At 62.8% G+C, this 25,475-nt stretch carries 21 protein-coding genes and 1 pseudogene; 13 read left to right on the top strand and 9 right to left on the bottom strand.

Going from position 1 to position 25,475, the window contains the following annotated elements; all coding sequences use genetic code 11:
• The first annotated feature begins 10 nt into the window (after positions 1-10).
• The 9 genes from der to QE373_RS10500 all read left to right on the top strand — a co-directional run bounded on the left by der (position 11) and on the right by QE373_RS10500 (position 11,171).
• On the top strand, positions 11-1,408 hold the full coding sequence (gene der, locus QE373_RS10540; RefSeq protein ID WP_057506702.1) for a ribosome biogenesis GTPase Der: 1,398 nt from the start codon (positions 11-13) through the stop codon (positions 1,406-1,408).
• A 111-nt stretch (positions 1,409-1,519) separates the two neighbouring features.
• Positions 1,520-2,680 (top strand): molybdopterin-synthase adenylyltransferase MoeB, encoded by a 1,161-nt coding sequence (gene moeB / locus QE373_RS10535; protein WP_309686200.1) that lies wholly within the window; start codon positions 1,520-1,522, stop codon positions 2,678-2,680.
• Positions 2,681-2,799: 119 nt separating this feature from the next.
• Positions 2,800-4,632 carry a monovalent cation:proton antiporter-2 (CPA2) family protein gene (locus QE373_RS10530; RefSeq protein WP_309686198.1) on the top strand — a complete coding sequence of 611 codons (1,833 nt, stop codon included), beginning with the start codon at positions 2,800-2,802 and terminating at the stop codon, positions 4,630-4,632.
• Between the two features lie 168 nt (positions 4,633-4,800).
• On the top strand, positions 4,801-5,682 hold the full coding sequence (folD, locus tag QE373_RS10525) for a bifunctional methylenetetrahydrofolate dehydrogenase/methenyltetrahydrofolate cyclohydrolase FolD (RefSeq protein WP_309686196.1): 882 nt from the start codon (positions 4,801-4,803) through the stop codon (positions 5,680-5,682).
• 167 nt (positions 5,683-5,849) lie between these two features.
• Positions 5,850-7,304 (top strand): IMP dehydrogenase, encoded by a 1,455-nt coding sequence (guaB, locus tag QE373_RS10520; protein WP_057506798.1) that lies wholly within the window; start codon positions 5,850-5,852, stop codon positions 7,302-7,304.
• Positions 7,305-7,413: 109 nt separating this feature from the next.
• The gene (gene guaA, locus QE373_RS10515) at positions 7,414-8,979 is read left to right on the top strand and encodes a glutamine-hydrolyzing GMP synthase (RefSeq protein WP_309686193.1); all 1,566 of its coding nucleotides are present in this window, start codon (positions 7,414-7,416) and stop codon (positions 8,977-8,979) included.
• Between the two features lie 214 nt (positions 8,980-9,193).
• Positions 9,194-9,721 (top strand): hypothetical protein, encoded by a 528-nt coding sequence (locus tag QE373_RS10510; RefSeq protein WP_309686191.1) that lies wholly within the window; start codon positions 9,194-9,196, stop codon positions 9,719-9,721.
• A 79-nt stretch (positions 9,722-9,800) separates the two neighbouring features.
• On the top strand, positions 9,801-10,232 hold the full coding sequence (locus tag QE373_RS10505; RefSeq protein ID WP_309686190.1) for a hypothetical protein: 432 nt from the start codon (positions 9,801-9,803) through the stop codon (positions 10,230-10,232).
• Between the two features lie 75 nt (positions 10,233-10,307).
• Entirely contained in the window at positions 10,308-11,171 is an 864-nt protein-coding gene (locus QE373_RS10500; RefSeq protein WP_309686187.1) for a hypothetical protein, read from the top strand.
• A gap of 159 nt (positions 11,172-11,330) precedes the next feature.
• Here QE373_RS10500 and QE373_RS10495 read toward each other — a convergent pair whose 3' ends face one another.
• A complete protein-coding gene (locus tag QE373_RS10495) occupies positions 11,331-12,275 on the bottom strand; it encodes a hypothetical protein (protein WP_309686185.1) in 945 nt (314 codons plus the stop codon).
• Between the two features lie 132 nt (positions 12,276-12,407).
• On the opposite strand from QE373_RS10495, the gene QE373_RS10490 reads away from it, so the two are divergent.
• Together QE373_RS10490 and QE373_RS10485 are read left to right on the top strand one after the other, a co-directional pair.
• Complete coding sequence (locus QE373_RS10490; RefSeq protein ID WP_309686183.1) at positions 12,408-12,710, top strand: hypothetical protein; 303 nt, start codon at positions 12,408-12,410, stop codon at positions 12,708-12,710.
• Positions 12,711-13,294: 584 nt separating this feature from the next.
• Entirely contained in the window at positions 13,295-13,999 is a 705-nt protein-coding gene (locus QE373_RS10485; RefSeq protein ID WP_309686181.1) for a cyclodeaminase/cyclohydrolase family protein, read from the top strand.
• Positions 14,000-14,235: 236 nt separating this feature from the next.
• Here QE373_RS10485 and QE373_RS10480 read toward each other — a convergent pair whose 3' ends face one another.
• From QE373_RS10480 to QE373_RS10470, 3 genes and pseudogenes are all read right to left on the bottom strand, one after another.
• Positions 14,236-15,384: a hypothetical protein gene (locus QE373_RS10480; protein ID WP_309686176.1), complete on the bottom strand. Its 1,149-nt coding sequence runs from the start codon at positions 15,382-15,384 to the stop codon at positions 14,236-14,238.
• A gap of 234 nt (positions 15,385-15,618) precedes the next feature.
• The gene (locus QE373_RS10475) at positions 15,619-15,975 is read right to left on the bottom strand and encodes a hypothetical protein (protein WP_309686173.1); all 357 of its coding nucleotides are present in this window, start codon (positions 15,973-15,975) and stop codon (positions 15,619-15,621) included.
• 546 nt (positions 15,976-16,521) lie between these two features.
• Positions 16,522-17,445, bottom strand: a pseudogene (locus QE373_RS10470) (LysR family transcriptional regulator).
• Positions 17,446-17,541: 96 nt separating this feature from the next.
• Between QE373_RS10470 and QE373_RS10465 the strand changes: the two are divergent.
• Positions 17,542-18,381, top strand: a complete 840-nt coding sequence (locus tag QE373_RS10465; RefSeq protein WP_309686171.1) for a type 1 glutamine amidotransferase domain-containing protein — start codon at positions 17,542-17,544, stop codon at positions 18,379-18,381.
• 512 nt (positions 18,382-18,893) lie between these two features.
• Here the strand turns inward: QE373_RS10465 and QE373_RS10460 are convergent.
• Both QE373_RS10460 and QE373_RS10455 read right to left on the bottom strand, forming a co-directional pair.
• Positions 18,894-19,043, bottom strand: coding sequence for a hypothetical protein (locus tag QE373_RS10460; protein ID WP_309686170.1), 150 nt, complete (start codon positions 19,041-19,043; stop codon positions 18,894-18,896).
• Positions 19,036-19,704 (bottom strand): hypothetical protein, encoded by a 669-nt coding sequence (locus QE373_RS10455; RefSeq protein ID WP_309686167.1) that lies wholly within the window; start codon positions 19,702-19,704, stop codon positions 19,036-19,038. The genes QE373_RS10460 and QE373_RS10455 overlap by 8 nt, the downstream gene beginning before the upstream one ends.
• A gap of 251 nt (positions 19,705-19,955) precedes the next feature.
• Between QE373_RS10455 and QE373_RS10450 the strand changes: the two genes are divergently transcribed.
• Positions 19,956-20,738, top strand: coding sequence for a 3-hydroxybutyrate dehydrogenase (locus tag QE373_RS10450; RefSeq protein WP_309686165.1), 783 nt, complete (start codon positions 19,956-19,958; stop codon positions 20,736-20,738).
• A 70-nt stretch (positions 20,739-20,808) separates the two neighbouring features.
• Here QE373_RS10450 and QE373_RS10445 read toward each other — a convergent pair whose 3' ends face one another.
• From QE373_RS10445 to QE373_RS10435, 3 genes are all read right to left on the bottom strand, one after another.
• Positions 20,809-21,117: a transcriptional regulator gene (locus QE373_RS10445; RefSeq protein WP_309686163.1), complete on the bottom strand. Its 309-nt coding sequence runs from the start codon at positions 21,115-21,117 to the stop codon at positions 20,809-20,811.
• Complete coding sequence (locus QE373_RS10440) at positions 21,114-21,530, bottom strand: hypothetical protein (RefSeq protein WP_309686161.1); 417 nt, start codon at positions 21,528-21,530, stop codon at positions 21,114-21,116. Before QE373_RS10440 ends, QE373_RS10445 begins: the two co-directional genes overlap by 4 nt.
• A gap of 502 nt (positions 21,531-22,032) precedes the next feature.
• Positions 22,033-25,155 carry a discoidin domain-containing protein gene (locus QE373_RS10435; protein WP_309686159.1) on the bottom strand — a complete coding sequence of 1,041 codons (3,123 nt, stop codon included), beginning with the start codon at positions 25,153-25,155 and terminating at the stop codon, positions 22,033-22,035.
• Positions 25,156-25,475 lie beyond the last annotated feature (320 nt).

Here is a 25,475-nt window from a genome sequence, read left to right as displayed (position 1 = left end):
AGTAAACGCGATGCTGCCCCTGGTCGCCCTGGTCGGACGGCCGAATGTCGGCAAGTCCACAATCTTCAATGCGCTCACGCGCACCCGCGACGCGCTGGTCCATGACCAGCCCGGCGTGACCCGTGACCGCAACTACGGTGTCTGTCGCCTGGACGAGGACAATCACTTCCTGATCGTGGACACCGGCGGCATCGCCGAACAAGAAGAAGGCCTGGCCGGCGCCACCGCGCGCCAGGCCCGTGCCGCCGCCGAAGAAGCCGATCTGATCGTCTTCGTGGTCGATGCGCGCGATGGCACCTCTGCGCTGGACGATGACATCCTGGCCTGGCTGCGCAAGCAGCAGCAGCCGAAGGTGCTGCTGATCAACAAGATCGACGGCACCGACGAGCACACCGTGCGCGCGGAGTTCTCGCGCTACGGCTTCAGCGAAATGCTGACCGTCTCGGCGGCCCATCGCCAGGGTCTGGACGACCTGCTCGAGGAAATCGTCGAGCGGCTGCCTGAAGAGGGCAGCGCCGAAGAGATGGACAACGACCCGAACCGGGTGCGCATCGCCTTCGTCGGCCGCCCCAACGTGGGCAAGTCCACGCTGGTCAACCGCATCCTCGGCGAGGAGCGGATGATCGCCTCGGAAGTGCCGGGCACCACGCGTGATTCGATCTCGGTAGACCTGGAACGCGAGGGTCGCGATTACCGCCTGATCGACACCGCCGGCCTGCGCCGTCGTGGTCGGGTCGACGAAGCCGTGGAAAAGTTCTCGGTCGTCAAGACCATGCAGGCCATCGAACAGTGCCAGGTCGCGGTGCTTATGCTGGACGCGCATGAAGGCGTGACCGACCAGGACGCGACCGTTCTGGGCGCGGTGCTCGATGCCGGCCGCGCGCTGGTCATCGCGATCAACAAGTGGGACGGGCTGACCGATTACCAGCGCGAGCAGGCAGAGACCCAGCTGTCGTTGCGCCTGGGCTTCGTGCCGTGGGCGGAGTCGGTGCGCATCTCGGCGATGCACGGCTCCGGCCTGCGTGAGCTGTTCAGCGCGATCCATCGCGCGCATGACTCGGCCAACCACCAGTTCAGCACCAGCGAAGTGAACCAGGCACTGGAAATGGCCTACACCGCCAATCCGCCGCCGACCATCCGGGGCCATGTGTCCAAGCTGCGTTACGTGCATCCGGGCGGCGCCAATCCGCCGACCTTCATCGTGCACGGCACGCGCCTGAAGGAACTGTCGGAGACCTACAAGCGCTATCTGGAAAACTTCTTCCGCAAGCGCTTCAAGCTGGTCGGCACCCCGGTGCAGTTCATCTTCCGCGAAGGGTCCAACCCGTACGAAGGCAAGAAGAACCCGCTGACCGAACGCCAGGTCAAGGCCAAGCGCCGCCTGATGAAGCACGTCAAGGGCCGCTGAGGCCCGTTCGCGACGAGGGGTAGCGCCGACCCATGGTCGGCGAGCGCAGCGGGCCGTGCGCGGCAGGATTCCGCCGAGCATGGCCCGGCGCTGCGACCTCATCCGGCATCGATGGCCGATAATGTGGCCATGCGCATTCCTGAAATCACTCCAGAACTCGCCCTGCAGCGCCTTTCCGAAGGCGCCGTACTGATAGACGTGCGCGAACCGCACGAGCGCGCCGGCGGCATGGCCGAAGGCGCGCGCGGCATCGCCCTGGCCGATCTGCAGGCGGCCCCGGCAACCCACCTGCCACGCCGGGAACAGGACATCCTGCTGATCTGCCAGACCGGCAAGCGCTCTGCCGATGCCGTGCAGTTCCTGCATGCCGCAGGCTACGCGCAGGTCGCCTCGGTGGCCGGTGGCACCGTCGCCTGGCGCCTGCAGCAGCTGCCGCTGGTGCAGCCAGCCGGCAGCGCCGAAGACCGCGATTTCCATGACCGCTATTCCCGCCACCTGCTGCTGCCGCAGGTCGGCGTGGATGGTCAGCGCCTGCTGCAGCGTTCGCGCGTGCTGGTGCTGGGCGCCGGCGGCCTGGGCTCGCCAGCCGGTTTCTACTTGGCCGCCGCCGGGGTAGGGCAGCTGCGCTTCGTCGACGATGACCGCGTGGAGCGCAGCAACCTGCACCGGCAGATCGTCCACACCGAAGCCAGCGTCGGCCAGTACAAGGTCGATTCGGCGCGCGAGCGCCTGCTGGCGTTGAACCCTTCCATCGCCATCGAGGCCATCGCCGAACGCGCGACGTCGGCCAACATCGACGCCTTGATGGACGGCGTGGACGTGGTGCTGGACGGTTCGGACAATTTCCCGCTGCGCTACCTGCTCAATGATGCGTGCATCAAGCACGCCACGCCGCTGGTATACGCGGCCATCGAGCGTTTCGACGGTCAGGTGAGTGTGTTCGATGCCGGTCGCCAGCGTGGCGTGGCGCCGTGCTACCGCTGCCTGTTCCCGCAGCCCCCGCCGCCGGAATTCGCGCCCAACTGCGCCGAAGCCGGGGTACTGGGCGCGCTGCCCGGTCTGGCCGGCGTGCTGCAGGCTACCGAAGTGCTGAAGCTGCTGCTGGGCATCGGCGAACCGCTGACCGGGCGGCTGCTGCGCTTCGATGCGCTGTCCATGTGCTTCCGCGAAACCCGGCTGTCGCCGGATCCCCACTGCGCCGCCTGCGCGCCCGGTCAGGCCTTCCCCGGCTACATCGACTACGCTGCGTTCTGCTCAAATCCGCAACGATGACCGCGATGATTCGGGTGCTTGTTTCATATCCGGAACGATGAACCGCAACCCACGTGCTATTGATTGCGACCTGCATGCCCTATCGTTGACGCACTTCAACGCATCACAGGAATGGCCGCATGGCGGTGGAAGCAGCTGCAAGCAGTGAACTGGTCAAGGTCGTCGCCCTGTTGGGCGCGGCAGTGGTGATGGTGCCGTTGTTCCGGCGCTTCGGCCTTGGGTCGGTGCTGGGGTACTTCACTGCTGGCCTGGCGATCGGGCCGTTTGGGCTGGGCTGGTTCTCCGATCCCCAGGCGATCCTGCACACCGCCGAACTCGGCGTGGTGATGTTTCTTTTCGTGATCGGACTGGAGATGCGGCCCTCGCACCTGTGGAGCCTGCGCAAGGAGATCTTCGGGCTGGGCACGGCGCAGATCGCCACCTGTGCGATCGTGCTGACCCTGGTCGCCAAGCTGTTCGGGCTGCCGTGGCGGGTGGCCTTCATCGGCGCCACCGGCTTCGTGCTGACCTCTACCGCGGTGGTGATGCAGCTGCTGGCCGAACGCGGCGACATCGCGCTGCCGCCGGGCCAGAAGATCGTCTCCATCCTGCTGTTCGAAGACCTGCTGATCGTGCCGCTGCTGGCGCTGGTCGCCTTCATGGGCCCCTCGGCCGGCAGTGCCGACGGCGAAGGGTCGCGCTGGCTTTCGGTGGCCATCGGCGCCGGCGCGGTGGTCGGCCTGGTTCTGGTCGGGCGCTTCCTGCTCAATCCGCTGTTCCGCATCCTGGCCGCCGCCAAGGCACGCGAGGTGATGACCGCCGCCGCGCTGCTGGTGGTGCTCGGCGCGGCGCTGTTGATGCAGCTGTCCGGCCTGTCGATGGCGATGGGCGCCTTCCTGGCCGGCGTGCTGCTCAGCGAATCCACCTTCCGGCACCAGATCGAAGCGGATATCGAGCCGTTCCGCGGCATCCTGCTGGGACTGTTCTTCCTCAGCGTCGGCATGGCGCTGGACCTGGGCGTGGTGGCGCGCAACTGGCCGCTGATCGTCGGGCTGGTGCTGGCGCTGATGGCGGCCAAGGCACTGTGCATCTATGCCGTGGCCCGGGTGATGGGCAGCAGCCATGCGCAGGCGCTGGACCGCGGCGTGGTGATGGCGCAGGGCGGTGAGTTCGCCTTCGTGCTGTTCGCCGCGGCCGCCAGTGCCGGCGTCATCGATGTCGACATCAATGCGAACTTCACTGCCGTGGTGGTGCTTTCGATGGCGCTGACCCCGCTGGTGGTGCTGGCGCACAAGCATTTTGCCGCGCCTGCGGTGGTCAGCATGGAAGGCGTGGAAACCGCCGAAGGGCTGTCCGGCAGCGTGCTGCTGATCGGCTTCGGCCGCTTCGGCCAGGTCGCCAGCCAGTCGCTGTTGGCGCGCGACGTGGACGTGACCATCATCGACAACGACGTGGAGATGATCCACAGCGCCGAGCGCTTCGGCTTCAAGATCTATTACGGTGACGGCACCCGGCTGGACGTGCTGCATGCCTCCGGTGCGGGCAGCGCCCGGGCGATCGCGGTGTGCGTCAACGATGCGGCCGAGGCCGACCGCATCGTCGAACTGGTCTCCCACGAGTTCCCGCAGGCCAAGCTGCTGGTGCGCTCGTTCGACCGCGAACATTCGCTGCGGCTGATCCATGCCGGCGTCGATTTCCAGATCCGCGAAACCTTCGAATCGGCGGTGATGTTCGGCCAGGCCGCGCTGATGGAACTGGGTGCGGACGAAGACGATGCGCGCGACATCGCCGAGCAGATCCGCGAGCGCGACGCCGAGCGCCTGCAGCTGGAAATGGCCGGCGGCGACCTCAGGGCCGGCGCGCACATGACCTTCGGCAGTTCACTGCCGGGCGTGCCCACGCCGACCCCGTTCACCGTGCCCAAGCGGCAGTCGCGCACGCTGAACGCCGATCAGGTGCCGCCCGAGGCCTGAGCAGGGGAGGGACCGCCCGGTAGCGACGGCCGCTGGCCGTCATTGCGGGATTGACCGCCCGGTAGTGACGGCCGCTGGCCGTCATTCCCTGATTGACGGCCAACGGCCGTCACTACCGGGCCTGAATCAGGGACAATAGCCCTCCCCGCCGCTCCACGCCCGCTTTCGATGACCTTGCCAGCCACCGCCTCCCACCCCGCGCGCATCCTCGACGGCCGCCGCATCTCCGAAGACCTGCTGGACAGCCTGAAGGTGCGCGTAGACGCCCGTGTCGCCGCCGGTGGCAGCCGTCCGGGCCTGGCCGTGGTGCTGGTGGGCGGCGACCCGGCGTCCACCGTCTACGTGCGCAACAAGCGCCGTGCGGCGGAAAAGGTCGGTATCGAGGCACATGATTTCGATCTCCCGGCCGGTACCAGCGAATCCGAGCTGCTGGCCCTGATCGACCGCTTGAACGCCGACCCGAAGATCCACGGCATCCTGATCCAGCTGCCGCTGCCCGGCATTCCCGACGCGCGCCGGCTGATCCAGCGCATCGATCCGCGCAAGGACGTGGACGGTTTCCACCCGGAGAACGTCGGCCACCTGGCCCTGCGCGAGTTCGGCCTGCGCCCCTGCACCCCGCGCGGCATCACCACGCTGCTGGGCCACACCGACCAGCCGGTGCGGGGCCGCAACGCCACCATCGTCGGGGTCAGCAACCATGTCGGCCGGCCGATGGGACTGGAACTGCTGATCGCCGGCTGCACGGTGACCAGCTGCCACAAGTTCACCCCCAAGGACGTGCTGGAACAGGCCGTGCGCAACGCCGACATCCTGGTGGTGGCGGTCGGCCGCCCCGGCATCGTGCCGGGTGAATGGGTCAAACCCGGCGCGGTGGTGATCGACGTGGGCATCAACCGCCTGGAAGATGGCCGGCTGGTCGGCGATGTCGGCTTCGAAGCGGCCGCAGAGCGCGCCAGCTGGATCACCCCGGTGCCCGGCGGTGTCGGCCCGATGACCGTGGCCACCCTGATGCAGAACACCCTGGAAGCGGCCGAAGCGTTCGTCTGAGGGCACCCGGTCGCTGACGGATGGGTAGCGCCGACCCATGGTCGGCGAGCGCAGCGGCGCCGTTCGCCCCACACCCCACCGGCGCGACACTGCGTCGCATCTACCCCCTGCCGCTGGGCGGAGAAACAGGGTAAAATGACGCGCTTCCCCACATCTCGGGTATGCCGATGCTGCGCATCCAGGCTGAAGCTCTCACCTACGACGACGTCTCGCTCGTCCCCGCCCACTCGATCATCCTGCCCAAGGATGTCAGCCTGGAAACCCGGCTGACCCGCGACCTGCGGCTGAAGCTCCCGATCCTGTCCGCTGCGATGGATACCGTCACCGAAGCACGCCTGGCCATCGCCATGGCCCAGCTCGGCGGCATGGGCATCATCCACAAGAACCTGAGCGTGGAACAGCAGGCCGCCGAAGTGGCCAAGGTCAAGAAGTTCGAGGCCGGCGTCATCCGCGACCCGATCACCGTCGGGCCGGAAACCACCATCCGCGACGTGCTGGCGCTGACCCAGGCCCGCAACATCTCCGGCGTGCCGGTGGTCGATGGCGGCCAGCTGGTCGGCATCGTGACCCACCGCGACATGCGCTTTGAAACCGAGCTGGACGATCCGGTCCGCCACATCATGACCAAGAAGGATCGCCTGATCACGGTCAAGGAAGGCGCCGCGTCCGAAGAAGTGCAGCAGCTGCTGCATCGCAACCGCATCGAAAAGATTCTGGTGGTCAACGATGATTTCGCCCTGCGTGGCCTGATCACCGTCAAGGACATCCAGAAGAACACCGACTACCCGAACGCCGCCAAGGATTCGGCCACGCGCCTGCTGGTCGGTGCCGCGGTCGGCGTGGGCGGCGATACCGATCGCCGCGTCGAAGCGCTGGTCGCCGCCGGCGTGGACGTGCTGGTGGTGGATACCGCGCACGGCCATTCGCAGGGCGTGCTGGACCGCGTCAGCTGGGTCAAGAAGCACTTCCCGCAGGTGCAGGTGGTCGGTGGCAACATCTGCACCGGCGAAGCCGCACTGGCGCTGCTGGATTGCGGCGCGGACGCGGTCAAGGTCGGCATCGGTCCGGGCTCGATCTGCACCACCCGCGTGGTCGCCGGTGTCGGCGTGCCGCAGATCACCGCCATCGACCTGGTCGCCGAGGCGCTGCAGGATCGCATCCCGCTGATCGCCGACGGTGGCATCCGCTACTCCGGTGACATCGGCAAGGCGCTGGCCGCCGGTGCATCCACCATCATGATCGGTGGCCTGCTGGCCGGTACCGAGGAATCGCCCGGCGAGACCGAGCTGTTCCAGGGCCGTTCGTACAAGAGCTACCGCGGCATGGGCTCGCTGGCGGCGATGGAAAAGGGGTCCAAGGACCGCTACTTCCAGGATGCTTCCAGTGCCGACAAGCTGGTGCCGGAAGGCATCGAAGGCCGCGTGCCGTATCGCGGCCCGGTCGGCGGCATCATCCACCAGCTGATGGGCGGCCTGCGTGCCACCATGGGCTACGTGGGCTGCGGCACGGTCGAAGACATGCGCAGCAAGCCGAAGTTCGTCAAGATCAGCGGCGCCGGCCAACGTGAGAGCCACGTCCACGACGTGCAGATCACCAAGGAACCGCCGAACTACCGCGCCTGAGGCCGGACGCAGGAAGAGGAACGAGGAAGCTGATTCCCGTTCCTCTTTCTACATACGCCGCTGGTTGCGCTTTCGTACTCCGTTATTCCTCCTGCATCGCCCGGGCATCATGACCAACATCCATACCGACAAGATCCTCATCCTCGATTTCGGCGCGCAGTACACCCAGCTGATCGCCCGTCGCATCCGCGAACTGGGTGTCTACTGCGAAATCTGGGCGTGGGACCACAACCCGGCCGACATCGCCGGCTTCGGTGCCAAGGGCATCATCCTGTCCGGTGGCCCGGAGTCGACCACCCTGCCGGGCGCGCCCGCCGCGCCGCAGGAAGTGTTCGACAGCGGCCTGCCGGTGTTCGGCATCTGCTACGGCATGCAGACCCTGGCCGCGCAGCTGGGTGGTGAAACCGAAGCGGCCGACCAGCGCGAGTTCGGCCACGCCGAAGTCAACATCGTCGCCCCGGATGCGCTGTTCGCCGGGCTCAGCGACCATCCGGGCGAGGCCAAGCTCAATGTGTGGATGAGCCACGGCGACCACGTTTCCAAGGCACCGCCGGGCTTCACCATCACCGCCACGACCGACCGCATCCCGGTGGCCGCCATGGCCAACGAAGAAAAGCGCTGGTACGGCGTGCAGTTCCACCCGGAAGTGACCCACACCCTGCAGGGCCAGGCGCTGCTGCGCCGCTTCGTGGTGGACGTGTGCGGCTGCGAAACCCTGTGGACCGCAGCGAACATCATCGAAGACCAGATCGCCCGCGTGCGCGAACAGGTCGGCGATGACGAAGTGATCCTGGGCCTGTCCGGCGGCGTCGATTCGTCGGTCGTGGCCGCACTGCTGCACAAGGCGATCGGTGACAAGCTGACCTGCGTGTTCGTCGATACCGGCCTGCTGCGCTGGCAGGAAGGCGACCAGGTGATGGCGATGTTCGCCGAGCACATGGGCGTCAAGGTGATCCGCGTCAACGCGGCCGACCGCTACTTCGCCAAGCTGGAAGGCGTGAGCGATCCGGAAGCCAAGCGCAAGATCATCGGCAACCTGTTCGTGGACATCTTCGACGAAGAATCCAACAAGCTGAAGAACGCCAAGTGGCTGGCGCAGGGCACCATCTACCCGGACGTGATCGAATCGGCCGGCAGCAAGACCGGCAAGGCGCATGTGATCAAGAGCCACCACAACGTGGGCGGCCTGCCGGAACACATGAAGCTGGGCCTGGTGGAGCCGCTGCGCGAGCTGTTCAAGGACGAAGTGCGTCGCCTCGGCGTCGAACTCGGCCTGCCGCGCAGCATGGTCTACCGCCATCCGTTCCCGGGCCCGGGCCTGGGCGTGCGTATCCTGGGCGAAGTGAAGCGCGAATACGCCGAACTGCTGGCCAAGGCCGATGCGATCTTCATCGAAGAGCTGCGCAAGGCGGACCTGTACGACAAGACAAGCCAGGCGTTCGCGGTGTTCCTGCCGGTGAAGTCGGTGGGCGTGGTGGGCGACGCGCGTGCGTATGAGTGGGTGATCGCGCTGCGGGCCGTTGAGACCATCGATTTCATGACGGCGCATTGGGCGCATCTGCCGTATGAGTTCCTGGGTACTGTGAGCAACCGGATCATCAATGAGTTGCGGGGGGTGTCGCGGGTGGTTTATGACATCTCGGGGAAGCCGCCGGCTACTATTGAGTGGGAATGAGTTGAAAGAACGAGGGCGCCGATAGGCGCCCTTTTTGTTTGTGGTGTCCGCTAGCGCTTGGTCCAGTTCTACGCCGGCTTGTTAGCCGGGCCCTCCTGCCCTAAGATCGAGGTAAGTCAACGGGAAAGCCCACCATACGGCGCTTTGTGGATGAGTCGTATTGCCGGGCCCGCAGGTCCGTCTATTGGGTGGTTGGGCATCAACGGAGAGGTTCGTGTTCATTCCTTCAGGCAGAAATCCACGCGTCGCTTCCTCGATTAACCCATTTGTTGCAAGCTCGATAAATCCGCGGGTCGCGAGCAGTCTCAATCCGCGAATTGCCTCAAGCAAGAATCCGTTTATTGCTTCAAGCCTGAACCCGCGCGTCGCCAGCAGCATCAACCCAAAGGTCGCAAGCAACCTCAACTATCGCGTGGCGAGCGGCATAAATCCGGCTGTAAGCTCCAGCCTAAATCCTCGGGTAGCTTCATCAATCAACCCCAACATCAGCTCAAACATTCCGGGCCTATTTACGTTCAACCTCGACCTTGACCCGACTGGCTTCACTGTTCAGGCAAATGATCGAGTGAGCCTACTGTTTACCCCTGGGTGTGATTTCACTGGCGTTCTTATCACGGCTAGAAATGACTTCCGCAATGAGTTCGATCTCTCCAACGAGTGGATAGGCTACTGGGTCCATGCGCGCGATGACATTTGGTTGCGTTATGACCTCTCCAACGAGTGGGTAGGCTTCACGAGCTGATGCCCAACAATTAATTCAAGCCGAGCCGACCTCACGGGTCGGCTTAAAATTCAGAGTTTAAGAAGGGATTCTTAAAGACATGAGCGATCATTCCCAAATTCTTGTTATCTCTTCCGAGCATACGCTTCTCGGCACGCACCGCGGCACTGTCCGGGTAACTTCGGGCGGCACCCTGTGTCTGGAGGGGACATTAAAGGGAACACTCGATATTCAGATCGGAGCCACAGTACGCATCAACGGGCAGCAGCAGGGAACCGTTGCGATTGCTGCGCGTGCTTCGGTCACTGTCTTTGGTGCCATTCAAGGCACCACCAGTCTAGAGCGTGGCGCGTCTTTGACCATCGAGCCTTCCGGCAAGCTCGCGGGAACGCTTGTTAACTATGGGCTGGTCGTAGTCCGTGGTGTTTTCGGTGGCGCACAATCCGGCAATGGCACTATTCGCCTAGAGGGCGATGGCTACATTAAGAAGCCCACCTCGATCAAAGATGGCGCTCACTACTACGAGTGGTAGGCAGCGGTGCAACCTAACAATTCATTCAAGCCGACGTCGCTTCGCTGGCGTTAGCTCTTCTATCGAGAGTTCATTGTGTCCGAGCAGAAGATTGAAGAACCGCGCACCCCAGTGACTCTGGCTGAGTTTCTAGAGTCTTCGCCACCGGCAACGCTGGCCGTTATTAGTGATCTGACCTCGATGGAGTGGCGTGGCGGTGCGCACTGGTACTTCATTGCGGCGCCGGAGTTGCATCTGCACTGCGGAAATGAACGGTGCAGCGGAATGCGCGTGTTCCGGGCGGTTCAGCCGCCGCGCTCCAAGGATGTGCCAACGAGCGACTATCAATTTCTCTTCGTTGACTACTGTTGCTCCAATTGTGCTGCGACGACGAAGACATTCTCATTGGCCGTCAAACGACATGGCGACGGCCCGGCCGGACATGCATATAAGTTCGGTGAGCTTCCAAATTTCGGGCCTCCCACGCCCGCCCGCCTTCTCAAGCTGATCGGACCTGACCGCGAGCTTTTCTTGCGGGGTCGTCGCTGTGAGAATCAGGGGCTCGGTATTGGAGCGTTTGTCTACTATCGGCGCGTGATTGAAGGACAAAAGAACAGGATCATTGATGAGATCTTGAAGGTTTCACAAAAGATTGGTGCGCCTCCTGAGGTGCTGGCGGCTCTTGAAGCCGCGAAAGCCGAAACGCAGTTCAGTAAAGCCATCGACACCATCAAGCCTGCGGTTCCACAAGCACTCCTCGTAAACGGTCATAATCCGCTCACGCTTTTGCATTCCGCGCTCAGTGAAGGCCTGCACCAACAATCGGATGAGGTCTGCTTGGAACTTGCCACAAGCGTCCGCGTTGTCCTGGCGGAGCTTTCAGAGCGCTTGGCGCAGGCACTGAAGGATGAGGCGGAACTCAACAAAGCCATCTCGCGACTGATGCAGGCGAAGGGCTGACAATTCGTTCAATCCGAAGCCGCTTCGCGGCTCGGCTTAACTCAGGCGCCGAACGTCCGCCACTGGCCGGAAGCGGACATGGCTGCAGGCAGGCTGGTGAGGCTGCGGCTAAAGCCCGCTCTCGATCCGAAGCGGGCATAGATGCGAAGCGCTGCCACTTCAGGTGATAATCGAACTTTTGCCCACCTGTTGAACCTTGACGTCATGCGTCGCACGACCGGTGCGAACCCCAATCAAGGTGCCTAGCCATGACCTGAGCCAGGGAAGGTCGAGTGCCTCGCCCTCGACGTTAATCGCAGGGGTGTCGAAAAAGCCCTGAATGTCGGACTTCGCGTAAGAATGTAGGTCGAATCCGCCAGAAACTATCCCCACGATGCCCCACTGATTCCCGACTGTTGCGAGAATGGGGCCGCCGCTCATCCCGCTCAAGATGTCAACATCTGTTGTCTGGTCTAACGACAAGGGCTCAAACATCCGAACCTTTTTGCCGACGGGCTTCTCAATTGCCGAGCGCAAGGTGATATTGCTAATCGCCAAGGTATCGTCGGGCTTCTCTCGACCATAGATTCTTCGATTAGCTTCCGGATATCCAGAAGCCAGTGCGCCCACTTGTGCTGGCCATTCAACCGGCAAGTCCTGGCTCTCGCCGATGTCAATTGCCTCACGGCCAATGGAATTAAACACCTCCGGGGGGATCCAGCCGGCAGCAAGATCAACGTCAGGATCGTTCGCCCGGTGCAACTGAACATTGACGTCGACGTGAGTGTCGCCTGCAGGGAAAAAGAAGCGCTTCCAAACCTCTGAAGGGTATGGCTCTTGGTCCCCAGCAAGAGCAAGATACTTGCGCCTGTCATCATCAATAGCGACTTCAAGTGCATCAATAACATGTGCACAAGTGATTCCAAATATCTCACCTTGGTGTCGAACAAAGGTCAGCGTGCCACTGCGGAGCTTGGGTAGCTCCTGGTCGGGTTGGACCAAGATATGCTCGGGAGGCTCGAGAAACGCTCCCAAGCTATGGTTTCCAATAAGGATGGGGCAGCAGAAGCGGTAAGCGTTGGAACTTTCATCCGCGTCGAACAAGTCGTCATGGTATTCGTACATGGTCGAATTATCCGTGTAAGCATGGGCGCCTTGTCAAGGTCGTCCGGGCAGGCTTCGTGCGCTCTCTCTTACGGCCTTTTGTTGCTAATCATCCGTTTGTGCTACGAGGCGACCTTGGAATGGAGGTCTCATATGGCGATACCCGATTGGGTGTGCCCGAAGAGCTTCTATGTCGACGCGGAAGGTATCACGTATGAACGAGGGTCATTGAAGATGTATTTGGACAGCACTCATCCCGAAGGTGATGCCATCTTGGGCGGCATCCGCGATACATTTCGGGGTGCTGTTTCTGATGGCGGGCCTCGTTTGCCGGGAGAATGCGATATCGCGATTATCAGGTCCGCGGATCTTCGAATGATCTACGAGGGAGGTTTTCATCACTTCCTGGAAGACCTGGCTTTCGAGTCTCGCCTGGTGCGCGCCAGGTTCGAGTGACCGGTTGTGGCCGGAGGACGTCATACGACCCCAAGCGGACATCTGGCTTTCTACCGGAGCGAGATCACAATAGTCACTGAGCCATCGCTAGGTCCGGCTATACGCTGGCTTGTTAGACGGAGTCAGTCGCCCTAGGATCGAGTTGTATCAGGGGGAAAGCCCACCATGCGCTGTCTTGTGGCTAAAAACATCTCTACGCTCGGAGAGCATATGACTGGGCCATGTAGCTGGCGCGATTGGCTTTCCGTGCTTCGGCTGCCGATCACTTGACCCCTACCGACTCGGTGAGCTTGGGGTACATGGGCTACATACTGGAGACATGCTAGGCCCGGACTGGGAGAAGATCGTCGTCGTCGTCGTCGTTCCGACTGAGTACCAGTTTTATGAGCTTCGGATCTACAAGCCGTCGGATACCAAGCCGCATATTGAAAGTTCCTATGTTCGCATGCTCGTCCCACAGGACAGACCAACTGTCGTACAATACATGTAGCGCCCTCTCGTTGAGCACGATTGACATTTTATTTAAGCCTAACCCTCCACGCGGAGCGGCTTAATTCAGGCGTTATAATCCATGCGAGGCATTCGTGACTGAGAAACAGCAAGACAACAGACAGGTGGCGCTTCTCGATCGCTCGACAGGGCAGCTGCTCAATGATTTTGGCGCAGGGAAAGCCTCCCCGGGGTCTGGGAGTGCTGCAGCGCTGATGGGGCTTCTTGCTGCCAAGCTGCTTATAACAGTGTGCGACAAAAGCGCGACCAAGCCTGAGTGCAAAAAGAATGAGAACGTACTCATGTATATCAAGGAGCAAGTTCTAGCAATTGAGCCAAGACTAATAGAGCTCTTTGAGAAGGATGCAAGTGAGTTTGACGAAGTTGTAGCACTCCGCATCGCTCGAGACATCGCAGAATCAGCTCAGGAAAAGTCAAAGCTTTCCCGTCAATCACAGGATCTGCTGGAAACAGCTACTGATAATGCTTTTCATATCATCGAGCTCTGTATGAAACTCATCGACCATGGCGTGGTCGTATTTGAGTCAGGGTGGCATGCCGTTCGCGGCGACTCTGGCGCCGCTCTGAGCGCAGCCATAGCCGGAGTGATGTCAGCTATCTTCATAGCAAACCTGAACATCAAAACACTTAAAGGTCGCAAATATGCTGAGGATAACCTTCGCCGTTGCGATGAGCTATACAAAGAGCTTTCCGCCAAACAAACTAAGGCCTTCTCCTGCGTCACATCTCTCAATGCAGAGGCGATCGCATCCATCCAGATCGAGCTTGATGGAACCTGAAAATTCTCTGCAAGCCGAGCACTTCTTCGCAGCGTTGGCTTATTCTAGCGTTGAACGTCCGCTACTGGCCGCAGGGCTTCATGCGACCCAAAGCGGACTATTCAAAATAGGGAGCTACTGATCCATTGCGGTCTTCCGAGGCTCATAATAAACCAGGGGTGATTAAGCCATTTCGCCTGACATGACAACGATATACTGCCTATGGTCAGGCCTGTCAGGCAATCTCGTATTTGAACTCAGCTTGAGCTATTTCCTAGTTTGAAGTTCATGTGTATGGCATGTATTGCCAGTTTCGGGGCAAGCCGCTCCAGCTCGTTGTGGATATCATTGATGTACGTATCACCTTCAGGAGAGAGCCACGCGCTTCGAATTCCACTTGGATTGATTGTTTCGCCATGTAGTGCCATGTAGTTCGCTTCACACTCCATTGCCCATTCATCTATTGCTATCTGGGCAGAATCCTTGTGCAGACTTAGGGCCTCCACCAAAGCCAAGGAATACACGAACATCAGGTAAAGCATTCTGATCGGAGGGTGAGGATGAGAACTCTCGTCTTGTAAATCCCGTTCCCAGTGAAGATGCTCGAACATTCGTAACGGCAAATACATGCCCATGAACGAATACTTCGCTGCGGACGAGTCATCGGCATAAAGTATCTGAAGGGCCAGAAGACTAGCGGGGTCGGCGCTCTTGAAATACCCGATTGAGAGGGCGTGCTGTACAGAAAATAGATAATTGAAGCCTTCTTCAATAGCCCCGCCATCCGCATCAAACTCTAACGCTTGCTTCGTCAGCGCTGCTAATCCCCCTGGTACATCGTCGCCTTCCGACCAGTCGAATGCACCAAGACTTTGAATTAGACCAAGGTGGCCACGGACTAAATGGCTGACCTCATGCATAAAGACACTCTCGACAAAGCGGACAGTCAGAAAGGCGGCGAACGCTTTGCGAATCGGGCAAGCAGGCTGGGCCGGGTGAAATTGAGAATTTGCCATGCTGCTTGGCATGTGGGAGATCGGATCGGCCTGAGTCTCTTTTTCAGGTGAGCCCACTTCTGTCAGCATATCGCTGCGCGACAGCATCATGGTCGTCAAGCAAGCTGCGTTGAACACGAATCCGTAGCTGATGCCAATAAAGGCCACCTTGGCAGGCTGAGCCTGTGAAGAAAGCGAAGAAAATGCTCGGGCGTTAAGCTCATTGTAAATGCCGCAGCGCAGTTTCATGCCAATAGCTTTGAAGTACAGATTCTCGATTCGCTTTCGATACTGCTCAAGCCCGCTTGCGACCTGAGATATCAGATGTCTAGTCCATGCATCAGGGTGCGATGGCAACTCTAGGCCGCCTCTCGTATTCAGCATCACTTGCAAGTCATGAGGAAGAGGCATGCTCGTATTTTACTCTTGCGGGGGAATGCCCGCTCAAGAATGTTATCAAAAGTACTCGTGTGAAAGGTGATCCCGACATGTCCAGTGCCGTGACGCAGTGTTTTTTGTCTATGGTAGGCCCACATTCAAAGTTATTGAAACTCACTCGGCAGTACGGTCGCCTCTGGCCGGAAGCGGACGTTGTTCTATTCGACGCTAGACGAAGTTTGCCGTGAGTATGCTCCGGGAGGCAGGTTACTCCGGTCTCACCTCGTGGCACGCCCACTCAGCCAACCCCCGGCAAGCCAGAAATAGCCCATCAACGGTCCCCTCATCCAAATGCCGCTCCGGCTCCGCTGCCACCCGGCAGCGGTCCGCCGCATGCAGCACCTCCAGCACCGTCAGTAGCCCCACCAACGCGCGCTCGGTCCGCGCCAGGCTCACGCGGCGGCCGGGTGACACGTCGTTCTCCGGCCAGGGCAGCCCATCAGCCCCCTCGCATCCGCGCATGCGCTTGAGAATGCCCAAGAAGGTGCTCAGGTACGGCAGTTGAGTGTCGTCTTTGGTAGGCTCAACAGCGGCGTACGAGGAGAAGGTGTCGGATTCGCCCATGGCGTCGGTTTCCTTGGTTGTGCTTAACAGCGCCACCGCGTAGGCCGGGTGGCGGACGATGCGTGGCTGCAAACCGGTTGATGCAGCGCTATTGGCCGGTGAGTCCGAGGACTCCCACGCACCGCCCGCCATAAAGGCCGACGGATTGCCCGCCGGCACCGGTTAAGGACGGTGCCGACGGGCAAGCGTAAACGGCAGACGTCGCCTTCTTCGGGTTTGCAGACGCGCGCCCCCGTTGTCGGTGGCGCGCCATGGTGCTTACGCCGTCGCTCCGAATACCAATAGAATTCGCGAAGAAATCGCGGGATTCGAGAGCGAAGAACTATTGTTGCACGCGCTATTCGTGCAGCGCACGACGCCTCAAGGCGCATTCACGCAGGTGGTCTGCTGATTGCGAATTGACGTGGCGCAATCTCCCATGCCGCAAGCGAATAGTGCGACGGCCTTCTTTGCAACAATTTTTACTCCGCAGCGAATGGCAACGCTGCTCGATCAGTCGCACAGCCCGAATCGCAAACGCGACACCGCTAGGAAGGGCCAGAAACCTCAACCAACGCCGTCCTCGACGACTGCCGCATTCCCCACCAGCAACTCAATCATCGCTCGCGCCGCCGCCGACTGCCGCCGATGCGGCGCATAGATCACCGAGAACGGCCGCGACCGCCCCCGCAACTGCGACAGCACCTCCACCAAGTCCCCCCGCTTCAACCGCTCCCGCACGATGAACTCGTAACTCTCGCAGATCCCAATCCCCTGTTCGGCCAGCGACACCACCCCCAGTACATCGTCAGAAGTCTCGATCGACGAACGCGGCAGCCAGTCTACATCCCGCCCATCATCGCGAAACACCCACGGCGCCAACCGCCCAGTACGCGGCATCACAAACGGCAGGCACATGTGCTGCTCCAGATCCTCCAGCGTCTGCGGCGTACCCCGGCGCTGCAGGTACTCCGGCGAAGCCACCAGCACGAAAGGCGCATCTTCCAGCTTTCGTCCCACCAGTCCGCGATCCGGTAGCTGCCCCAGGCGAATAGCCAGATCTAAGCCCTCAGCCACCAGGTCCACATTGCGGTTGGTGATGCTCAGTTCCACCTGCACCTGTGAATGCTGCTGCGCAAAGCGCGCCAGCACGGGCGGCAGCCGATAGTGGCCATAGGTGGTGGGCACGCCCAGGCGCAGGCGGCCGGCGAGCGCACCGTCCTGGGCCATTACGTCGCGCTCGGCGTCGTCCAGCAGGCCGAAGGCGGTACGCACCTGTTCCCGGTAGAGCCGCCCGGCGTCGGTCAGGCCCACGCGGCGGGTGGTCCGCTGCAGCAGTTGCCGGCCCAGCCGGGCTTCCAAGCGGGTGACCGCGCGGCTCAGCACCGAGGGCGTGGTGGACAGCGCCACCGCGCCGACCGTGAACTAGCCGTGCTCGACCACCGCCAGGAACACCTCCACATCGCCCAGATAGTCGAACTTGCGGCTCATTTGGCTCTTCGCGGAACAGATGTTTTGCGATGGGGCCAATTTATCGCCGGTGGGGCGATGAATAAAGTGGCGGCCATTTCCCGATAGGAGCTCCCCATGAACCTGATGACTGGGCTGGCCGCAGGGCTGGCCCTGACCCTGGCCGCCAGCGGCGCGCATGCTGCCAACGTGCTGGTGGTGCTATTCGACGAAAACCACCTGGACCTGAAGGACGGCAAGGTGTTGTCCACCGGCTTCTATCTCAACGAGTTGATGCAGCCGGTCAAGCTGCCGCTGGACGCGGGTCACGAGGTGACCTTCGCCACACCGCAGGGGCGGGCGCCGACATTGGATGCGTCCTCGGTGACGCCGGTGTACTTCGGCAACGATGCCGCGCAGCTGACGCTGCACAAGGACCTGCTGGAGAAGCTGGCGCTGACCTCGCCGACGGCGTCGTCGGTGGTCAGTCTGGCGCGCATCGAGCACCAGGGATACGCGCGTTTCGATGCGGTCTACATTCCCGGTGGCCACGCGCCGATGCAGGACCTGCTGAAGAGCCCTGCGTTGGGCCGGCTGCTGGCCGACTTCCACCAGCGCAACAAGACCATCGCGCTGGTCTTTCATGGGCCGATCGCGCTGCTGTCCACGCTGCCGGATGCGGGTGGTTTCGTGGCGACGCTGGAAGCTGGTGCGATGCCGGCCACGCCGAAGTGGATCTACAGCGCCTACCAGATGACGGTGATCAGCAACCAGGAAGAAGAGCAGGCCAAGCCGCTGCTGGGCGGCAGTGAGATGAAGTTCTACCCGCAGACCGCGCTGCAGCGAGCGGGCGCGCGGTTCAGCAGCAACGCCACGCCGTGGACGGGGCATGTGGTGGTGGATCGTGAGCTGATTACCGGGCAGAATCCCGCTTCGGCGCTGGAGGTGGGGCGGCGTTTGGTGGAGCGGTTGAAGTAAGCCGGTTCCTGCAGCGCATGTCTTTCTGGCGCTCGATCTTGCCCGGTACATGCAGTCTGCTCATCGTTCGCAGCAACCCAACAGGCTGCCGCGAACGATCACTCGCTTAGTTCATGTGGCGCATCGCCGATGTCGTCTGTTCTTGCTGCTGTGTCTGGTCCTGAGTCAACTTAAGATGGGTTGGACTGTCGAACTTCTTCCGCGTGTTGCAGGTTCTGCGCTGCTGGCTGCTGGCTGCTGAGCAGCAACCTTTCCATCCACATGCGAGTGGAACTGCGGTCCCTCTGCCTGCTTGATCGCCTGATCCAGCTCGTATGAGAGCCGGTAAGCACTGAGCTCCGTCGATCGCGCCATCATAGCGTGGCCTGTTTCGTGACCGAGAATCGACGTGAGCTGGTCGATTCGTTCGTTCCGTCGTGGACGATCCAGGATGTTGGCATTGACGCTGATACTGCGCAGCTCGGCGTCGTAGTGACCACCCTCGTTGGAAGGCGGATCGAATGTAATTTTCCTCAGTGAATCTGCTTGATGGCTTTGACCATCAGATCAGAAAGGAATGGGGATGATTCAATCGCCTCGCGCAGATCGCGGGTCGACGCAGGTGTCAATGAAGCCTGCTGACGCGTCTCTTCAATCATCCGCTCAATGCGGGGATCAATCATCGCTTGGCTCCAGCTCGAGCATGACAGTCCTTGCGCAGGTTGGTGCGTCACGGCGATCTACGGAAACAGCCACATAGAGTGTCAGTGATGATTCGGCGGGTTTGTAGAACGTGATCCGGTCATCATCCCCGAACGTGGGCACATACATCTTGAACCCGTCAGTTAGCAGCGGAACTTTCAGTGCATCAAAGCTCAGGCAAGCGTCCGGTGGCTCCAGCGACAATTGCACGGAGTTGCCTGCGGAAGAGGTTGATCGCTTCCAGACCGCCCACGTATAGGTTCCGTTGCCGGCTGTCCCGGTGATGCCGCGCCGACGTCCATCGACGTCATTGGGCAGTGCGACGCCGAGCGCCTTCTGCACACGGTCCGGCTCTGCGTCCGCGTAGCTGCGCAGGGTGCGCGCCAATGTGTGGATCTGATCAACCAAGGCGGAAGCGCTGAACGACGGTCCAGCCTTCATCGCAGGATATTGGGTCCACTTCAGTCGCTGCTGTGCCTCGCCGGGAATCGCGGCGTCGCCAATTGCAGCAGCCTTGTCCTGTTCACGTTGGATATCAGTCGATGTTACGTCCTGCACGGCCTTCTCCTGATTGGCTTTTGAGGGCTGAGCACACGCCGAAAGCCCCAGCACTAATAGCCCGGTCAACAGCGACAGGGGCATACGTCGTCCTTTTCGATACCGGTCCATCACCTTCTCGCGCGGAGTGGAGTGCAGGGAGTCTAGACCAGCGGATGGTGCGATTGTGGTGACGACGCTCACTGGTGACGAGCTGCTTGCCGCACCCATACGTGTCTTTGGGACGCGCTTCCTGGGGGCGGCTTATTGGGGTGCAGTGGCGTTGAGGAAGAGCATCCACGCTTGGGGTGGGGCTACAGCTACACTGACCACCCATGCCCGATGGAAGCTCGCCCATGTTCAGTGGAAAAGTCGCCGTGGTCACCGGCTCCACCAGCGGAATCGGTCTCGGTATTGCCACCGCGCTGGCGCGGCAGGGCGCCGACATCGTGCTGAATGGATTCGGCGATGCGCAGGAGATCGAAAGGATCCGCGCCGGGCTGGAGGCCGACTTCGGTGTGCGGGTTGCGCATGATGGCGCCGACCTGTCGCGTGGCGAGGCGGTGCGGGAAATGATCGCCCACGCGGTTGCGACAATGGGGCGCATCGACATCCTGGTGAACAATGCAGGCATCCAGCACACCGCATCGATCGAGGAGTTCCCAGTCGAGAAGTGGGATGCGATTCTCGCTTTGAATCTATCGGCAGTGTTCCATGCCACGGCGGCGGCCCTGCCCCGCATGAAGCAGCAGGGGGCCGGTCGCATCATCAATATCGCGTCGGTGCATGGACTGGTTGCTTCGGTGAACAAGGCGGCTTACGTGACGGCCAAGCATGGCGTGGTTGGATTCACCAAGGCGACGGCACTGGAAACCGCTGGCACGGGCATCACCGCCAACGCCATCTGCCCCGGATGGGTGCGAACGGCGCTGGTCGAACAGCAGATCACCGCGCTGGCGGAGCGGGACGGAACGGACCAAGAGTCGGCCGCTCGCGCGTTGTTGGCCGAGAAGCAGCCATCGCTGCAGTTCGTGACGTCCGAGCAGCTCGGGGACATGGTGGTCTTCCTGGCTTCGGACGCTGCGGCTCAGATGACGGGGACGGCGCTTCCGATGGATGGTGGTTGGACAGCGCGGTAGGTCGTTGTGAGGTTGCCGGCCGGCGGCCGGCACTACCGAAGCCGACGGGGTTGCCGGCCAGCGCCCGGCACTACCGGGGGCGGTCGGGTAGTGCCTCTACCCGCAGTTGCACACCTAGCGCACGCGTCACCTGCAGCACCGAGTCGAAGTGGAGCGGACGCGTGCCGCTCAATTGCCTTCGCATGAACTCGGTGCCCACGCCGCACGCCCTGGCGACATCGTCGATTCCATCCAGCTCCGCGACCAGCAGCAAGGCGCGGGCGAAGCTGGCTTCGTCGCAGCCGTCCATCCGCAGGCGCACATCAAGGAACTCCGCACGCTGGGCGGCGCGGGCTTCGGGGCTGTTGACGGCGGGGCCGGTGAAGTCGTCTCCGCTCATTGCGTGCCCCACATTTCCGCCATCGACGACTTCACCATCTCGCGTCCGCAGACGATCAGCCCTTCGACCATCTGCCCGGTGATTGCCGCTTCCGGATGCACTTCCGGCTTGGCCACGTGGACGGCGTGCAGGATTTCCAGGACCGAGCCCAATGCCTGCAGCGTGCGGATGGGGACGCCGACTTTGCCTTGCCGTTTGAGCTCGGCATGGCTGTCCGGGCCGATCAGGGGAGCATCGCTGCCAACGTCCGGTACGAGCCGCAGGCTGACGACGGGCTCGCTGCGTGCGCGCAGCAACTCCGACTCTTCTAGCCGATGTTCCAGGCGTTCTATGAAGTAGGGCGGGAACTCGCTGATCCGGTCGCCGATCAAGGCGTACAGGCGCTTGGCGCTGAGGGGGTAGTTGGTTTCCATCGGTCGTCCTTCGCATGGCGGGTGGCCACCTGCGCGAAGGCGCGAGGTGGCGGGCGATGCGGGTTGGCATACCGGTGATGATTCCCAAAAAAGCCGGCGGATCAGGATCCCCTCGCATCGCCCACCGTCGAACCGATGGGCAATGCTGTGCATTCTCCGCCGTGCCCAGAGGGCAAAACAGAGCTAAGTAGGGAATCAATCAAACAGGATGCCAATCCCGGCTGTTGCTCTTCGGCTTCAGCACGGCCAGCTTGCGATGGGGTGGGGGAGGCGTCCATGAGGAAAATTGCGAAGTTGGGGATGTCCGTCAGAGCAGAAGCGTGACGACCCACGGTCGTCACCCACCAAGGCAAGGAGACACCCACCAAGGCAAGGATCACTCACCCGGGCGGGGGATCATTTACCCGGGCGGGGGATCATTTACCCGGGCGGGGGATCATTTACCCGGGCGGGGATTCTCTGTGACGACCAGCGGTCGTCACTACCCATGCGGAAAGGCGGTTTACCAGCGCGCTTCCAGGTGCTTGAACGCGCGCGGCAGCAACACGCCATCGGCATCGAATGCGTCCATGCGGCGTCCGTCCACGCGTACCGCGCGCGGCCGCGTGCGGCTCGGCCACCACACCCGCACGGCGGTTCCTTCGCGCAGGCCTTCGCCCAGCGTCACGCTCAGCACGCCGTCGCGCTGCCATGCGTCCAGCTTCAATATGCCGTAGGCCGTCGGCAGGCGTTCCACTGACAGGCCGTCGCCCACAAGCCAGGACGCTGGCGTGCCCGGCAGCAGGGACAGCGCGTCGTCGTCCTCGCGCATCAGCATGCCGAACAAGGTGCGGCCATATTCCGCGCCGATCCACGTATGCGGCATGTCGCCCAGGTAGCGCGGGAAGCGCAGTCGCGAATGCACCACTTCGGCCAGCACCTGCCATTCCAGCGGGCGACGGTCATGCAGCAGGCCGAGCAGCAGTTCGTTCGCCGCCTCCGGTTGGCCAAGGTGCACGTAGCTGAGCACATTGCGGATTTCGTACGGCGTGTACGCATACAGCGCGCCCGGCTGTGCGCGCTTGCGGACATCGTCCAGGTAACGCGCGAAGGTGGTGCGCAGGGCCGCGTCGGGCAGCACGTCCTGCGCGCCGGTCGGGTCCAGCGCGATCGAAACGCCGGTCGGATCGCCATCGCCCAGGTCGGCCGAAGACGGGATGAAATCGATGCCTTCCCAGGCCATCGTGGCGCGGATCGAAGCGGCGACTGCCTCATGCAGCAGGCGGCCCTGTTCGCGCGCCCAGAGGGCGGTTTCGCGATCGCCCAGCGCATCGGCCAGCCATGCGCCGTCGTGCCAGCCCTTGATGCCCCAGTAGTCATCCCAGTAGCTGTGGGTGGGTGCGGGATAGCCTTCGTGGCTGATCGAAGGCGCCAGGATGCCGGCGAAGCGCTCCGCTGCGGGGTGGCTGGCCATGTAGCCTGGCACCAGCGTGCGCTCGCGCAGTTCCTGCAGGAAACGCATCGCGGCCTTCACCTTGGGCAGGTAGGCACGCACCGATTCCGGGCCCCCGTCCAGCCGTGCCACGTCGGCGACCAGGCTGATGTACTGGCCCTGGCTGTCGTACTCGATGTCCGAACCGAAGCCGGTGTTGACGCTGCCATCGTTGTTGAGGATCGGCGAAACCAGGCCGTTGGCATGCACGCCGTGCGCGCTGTACCAGGCCAGGTAATCGCGCGCCACCGCTGCTTCGCCCATGCGCAGCAGCACCGCCGAGGTGGCCATGCCATCGCGGATGAAGGAACGGTTGTAGTTGCGCGGGCCGGGCTGCATCGCCGGGCCGGTCTGGTTGATCAGCATGTAGGCGGCCTGCGCGCGCAGCATGTCCACCAGCGAATTGTCCGGCAGCCGCAGGCCGACCTGGCCCAGCCGCGCCTGCCAGTCGGCGGCGGCGCGTGCGGCCAGTGCATCGAATTGCGCGTCGGCGTCAGCAGGGGCGTCGGGCAGCACCAGCGGCGGCGCCTGCGGCAGGCTGCCATCGGCCGCCGCTGGCGCAGTGCCCAGCGGGAAGGCGACCACGACAGCGCGGGATTCACCCGGCTGCAGCGACATGCGGTAGGCGAAGGCGGCCGCGGCCAGTCCGTCGGCATCCTCCGCACGCTGCGCGTGGGGCAGCTGGCCGCTGGCAATGGCGGCGCTGATTTCACTGCTGCCTTCCATGCCGAACGGTGCGGCGCCCGCGGCGTCCACCGGGGTCAGCGACTGCAGCAGGCGGCGACCATTGACGCTGATCGTGCGGCCCTCGATGGCCACCTCGCGGATCGGCGACAGGCCGCCGTTCTGCCACGGCGGGTTCATCTGCATCGGGCGCACGGCGAGGGTCAGCGTGCCGTTGATCGGGGTCGTGCCGGTGTTGTGCAGGCGATGACGCAGCAGCGTCACCGGTTGCCCGCCCAGTTCAATGGCGAACGCCTCGCTGTGCAGGTCCAGCCCCGGCTGCGGTGTCCACGCTGCCGATGGCATCGGCTTCCAGCCATCGCGCAGCGCATGCCGCACCGGTTGCCCGGCAGCGCCTGCGGCGCGGCCGTCGGCACTGCGCCAGATCGGTTGCACCAGCGGGGCGCCCTTGAAGGCTTCGATGTTGCCGTACTCGTCGAAGATCGATTTCTGCACGCCGGCATGCACGCCCACGGCGGTCCAGTAGGTCTGCTGCATCTGCAGCGATGCCGGCGCCAACGCACGCTGCGCGCCACTGGCGGCCACCTGGTAGCGCTTCATCGGGGTCATTACCGCGGCAGGTCCCAGCAGGCGGATCCGCTGGATGGACGGCGCGCGGCCTTCCACCCGCAGGCGCAGGCCATGTGCGGTGACCGCGGCAGTGCCGGCCAGCCAACTCTGCTGGCGGCTGCCGGCCTGCGGGTCGCGCGCCAGCACGCTCCATCTGCCGTTCGCGTCCTGCACCTCCAGCTGCGCAGGGCCATGTGCGCCTTCCGCCCAGTCCACCACCAGGCCGGTCGTGGCCAGGGCGCGGGGCAGGGCGACATCCAGCACATGCGTGCCATCGGCTGCAGCGGGAACCGCTACCGTGCCACCGCCCTGCCACAGCGCGGCGGCCGGCTCGGCGCCCAGCTGGGCCAGGCGCGCGCTGCTGCGCGTATCCAGCGGTTCCATTTCAAGGATCGACACGCCCCAGTCCGAGGTACGTTCGGGGCTTGCTACGCGCAGATAGCGGGCCTGGCGCGGAGCGAAGAACAGGGTTTCGACGCCGCCCAGCGAATCGCCCATGGTGTAGGCCAGGTCCCACTGCTTGCCATCCAGCGAGGTCTGCAGGGTGTAGCCCTCCGGATTGGAGACGTCCCAGGTGATGCGAACGCCGCCGAGCAGCGCCGGCTGGCCGACATCGACCTGGAACCAGTGGCCGGGGGTGAAGGCACCACCGGTCACCGTTGCGGGATCGTTGTCGATCAGGTGGCCGATGGCCATCGCCGCCACCTGCTGCGATGAACTGCTGGCCTGCCACTGGCTGCGGGGCGCCAGGTCCTGCGCGCTGCAGATCCCGGTCCAGGCAAGGGTCGTCAGCAACAGCAGGCGTGCCACGCCCGCCGTCGCGCCTCGGATCGTCTTCCCGTTACTGGCTTGCAGCAGCATCTCTCCACTCCTCTACGCATGGGTAACCCCACGCTGGGATGAGCAGACGCTAACAGGCACTGGAAGCGCTTACACGACGCGCTGCGGCAGGCCGCCGGCGACGCCCCGGGCCTGACCGGGCCCGGGGGCGGGGTGGGCAGGTGATCCGCGGAAACGGGGAGCCAGAGGAGGAAGGCAGGCGATTGCGCGGATCGCTGGCTGAACGCGCCAGATTGCGCCAGATTCCCAAGCGTGCGTGCAAGCGATTCCTGGTAGCCGGCATTCCGCCGACACCGCATCCTGCGCGGGCTCGGTCGTCCATCTTGCGGTTGAAGTCGGGC

Source organism: Stenotrophomonas sp. SORGH_AS_0321, assembly GCF_031453215.1.
Classification (GTDB): Bacteria; Pseudomonadota; Gammaproteobacteria; order Xanthomonadales; family Xanthomonadaceae; genus Stenotrophomonas; species Stenotrophomonas chelatiphaga.
The sequence above is the reverse complement of the archived record's forward strand: the minus strand, read 5'-3'. Positions and strand labels throughout refer to the sequence as shown.

What these genes read in the sequence shown, in the direction of transcription:
- QE373_RS10530 (WP_309686198.1), top strand. Translation starts at nt 2,800, where the DNA reads ATGGCGGTGGAAGCAGCTGCAAGCAGTGAACTGGTCAAGGTCGTCGCC.
- QE373_RS10505 (WP_309686190.1), top strand. Translation starts at nt 9,801, where the DNA reads ATGAGCGATCATTCCCAAATTCTTGTTATCTCTTCCGAGCATACGCTT.
- QE373_RS10490 (WP_309686183.1), top strand. Translation starts at nt 12,408, where the DNA reads ATGGCGATACCCGATTGGGTGTGCCCGAAGAGCTTCTATGTCGACGCG.
- QE373_RS10435 (WP_309686159.1), bottom strand. Translation starts at nt 25,155, where the DNA reads ATGCTGCTGCAAGCCAGTAACGGGAAGACGATCCGAGGCGCGACGGCG.
- QE373_RS10450 (WP_309686165.1), top strand. Translation starts at nt 19,956, where the DNA reads ATGTTCAGTGGAAAAGTCGCCGTGGTCACCGGCTCCACCAGCGGAATC.
- QE373_RS10475 (WP_309686173.1), bottom strand. Translation starts at nt 15,975, where the DNA reads ATGGGCGAATCCGACACCTTCTCCTCGTACGCCGCTGTTGAGCCTACC.
- QE373_RS10445 (WP_309686163.1), bottom strand. Translation starts at nt 21,117, where the DNA reads ATGAGCGGAGACGACTTCACCGGCCCCGCCGTCAACAGCCCCGAAGCC.
- QE373_RS10440 (WP_309686161.1), bottom strand. Translation starts at nt 21,530, where the DNA reads ATGGAAACCAACTACCCCCTCAGCGCCAAGCGCCTGTACGCCTTGATC.
- QE373_RS10480 (WP_309686176.1), bottom strand. Translation starts at nt 15,384, where the DNA reads ATGCCTCTTCCTCATGACTTGCAAGTGATGCTGAATACGAGAGGCGGC.
- guaB (WP_057506798.1), top strand. Translation starts at nt 5,850, where the DNA reads ATGCTGCGCATCCAGGCTGAAGCTCTCACCTACGACGACGTCTCGCTC.
- der (WP_057506702.1), top strand. Translation starts at nt 11, where the DNA reads ATGCTGCCCCTGGTCGCCCTGGTCGGACGGCCGAATGTCGGCAAGTCC.
- QE373_RS10495 (WP_309686185.1), bottom strand. Translation starts at nt 12,275, where the DNA reads ATGTACGAATACCATGACGACTTGTTCGACGCGGATGAAAGTTCCAAC.
- QE373_RS10455 (WP_309686167.1), bottom strand. Translation starts at nt 19,704, where the DNA reads ATGCCCCTGTCGCTGTTGACCGGGCTATTAGTGCTGGGGCTTTCGGCG.
- folD (WP_309686196.1), top strand. Translation starts at nt 4,801, where the DNA reads ATGACCTTGCCAGCCACCGCCTCCCACCCCGCGCGCATCCTCGACGGC.
- moeB (WP_309686200.1), top strand. Translation starts at nt 1,520, where the DNA reads ATGGCCGATAATGTGGCCATGCGCATTCCTGAAATCACTCCAGAACTC.
- QE373_RS10465 (WP_309686171.1), top strand. Translation starts at nt 17,542, where the DNA reads ATGAACCTGATGACTGGGCTGGCCGCAGGGCTGGCCCTGACCCTGGCC.
- QE373_RS10460 (WP_309686170.1), bottom strand. Translation starts at nt 19,043, where the DNA reads ATGATTGATCCCCGCATTGAGCGGATGATTGAAGAGACGCGTCAGCAG.
- guaA (WP_309686193.1), top strand. Translation starts at nt 7,414, where the DNA reads ATGACCAACATCCATACCGACAAGATCCTCATCCTCGATTTCGGCGCG.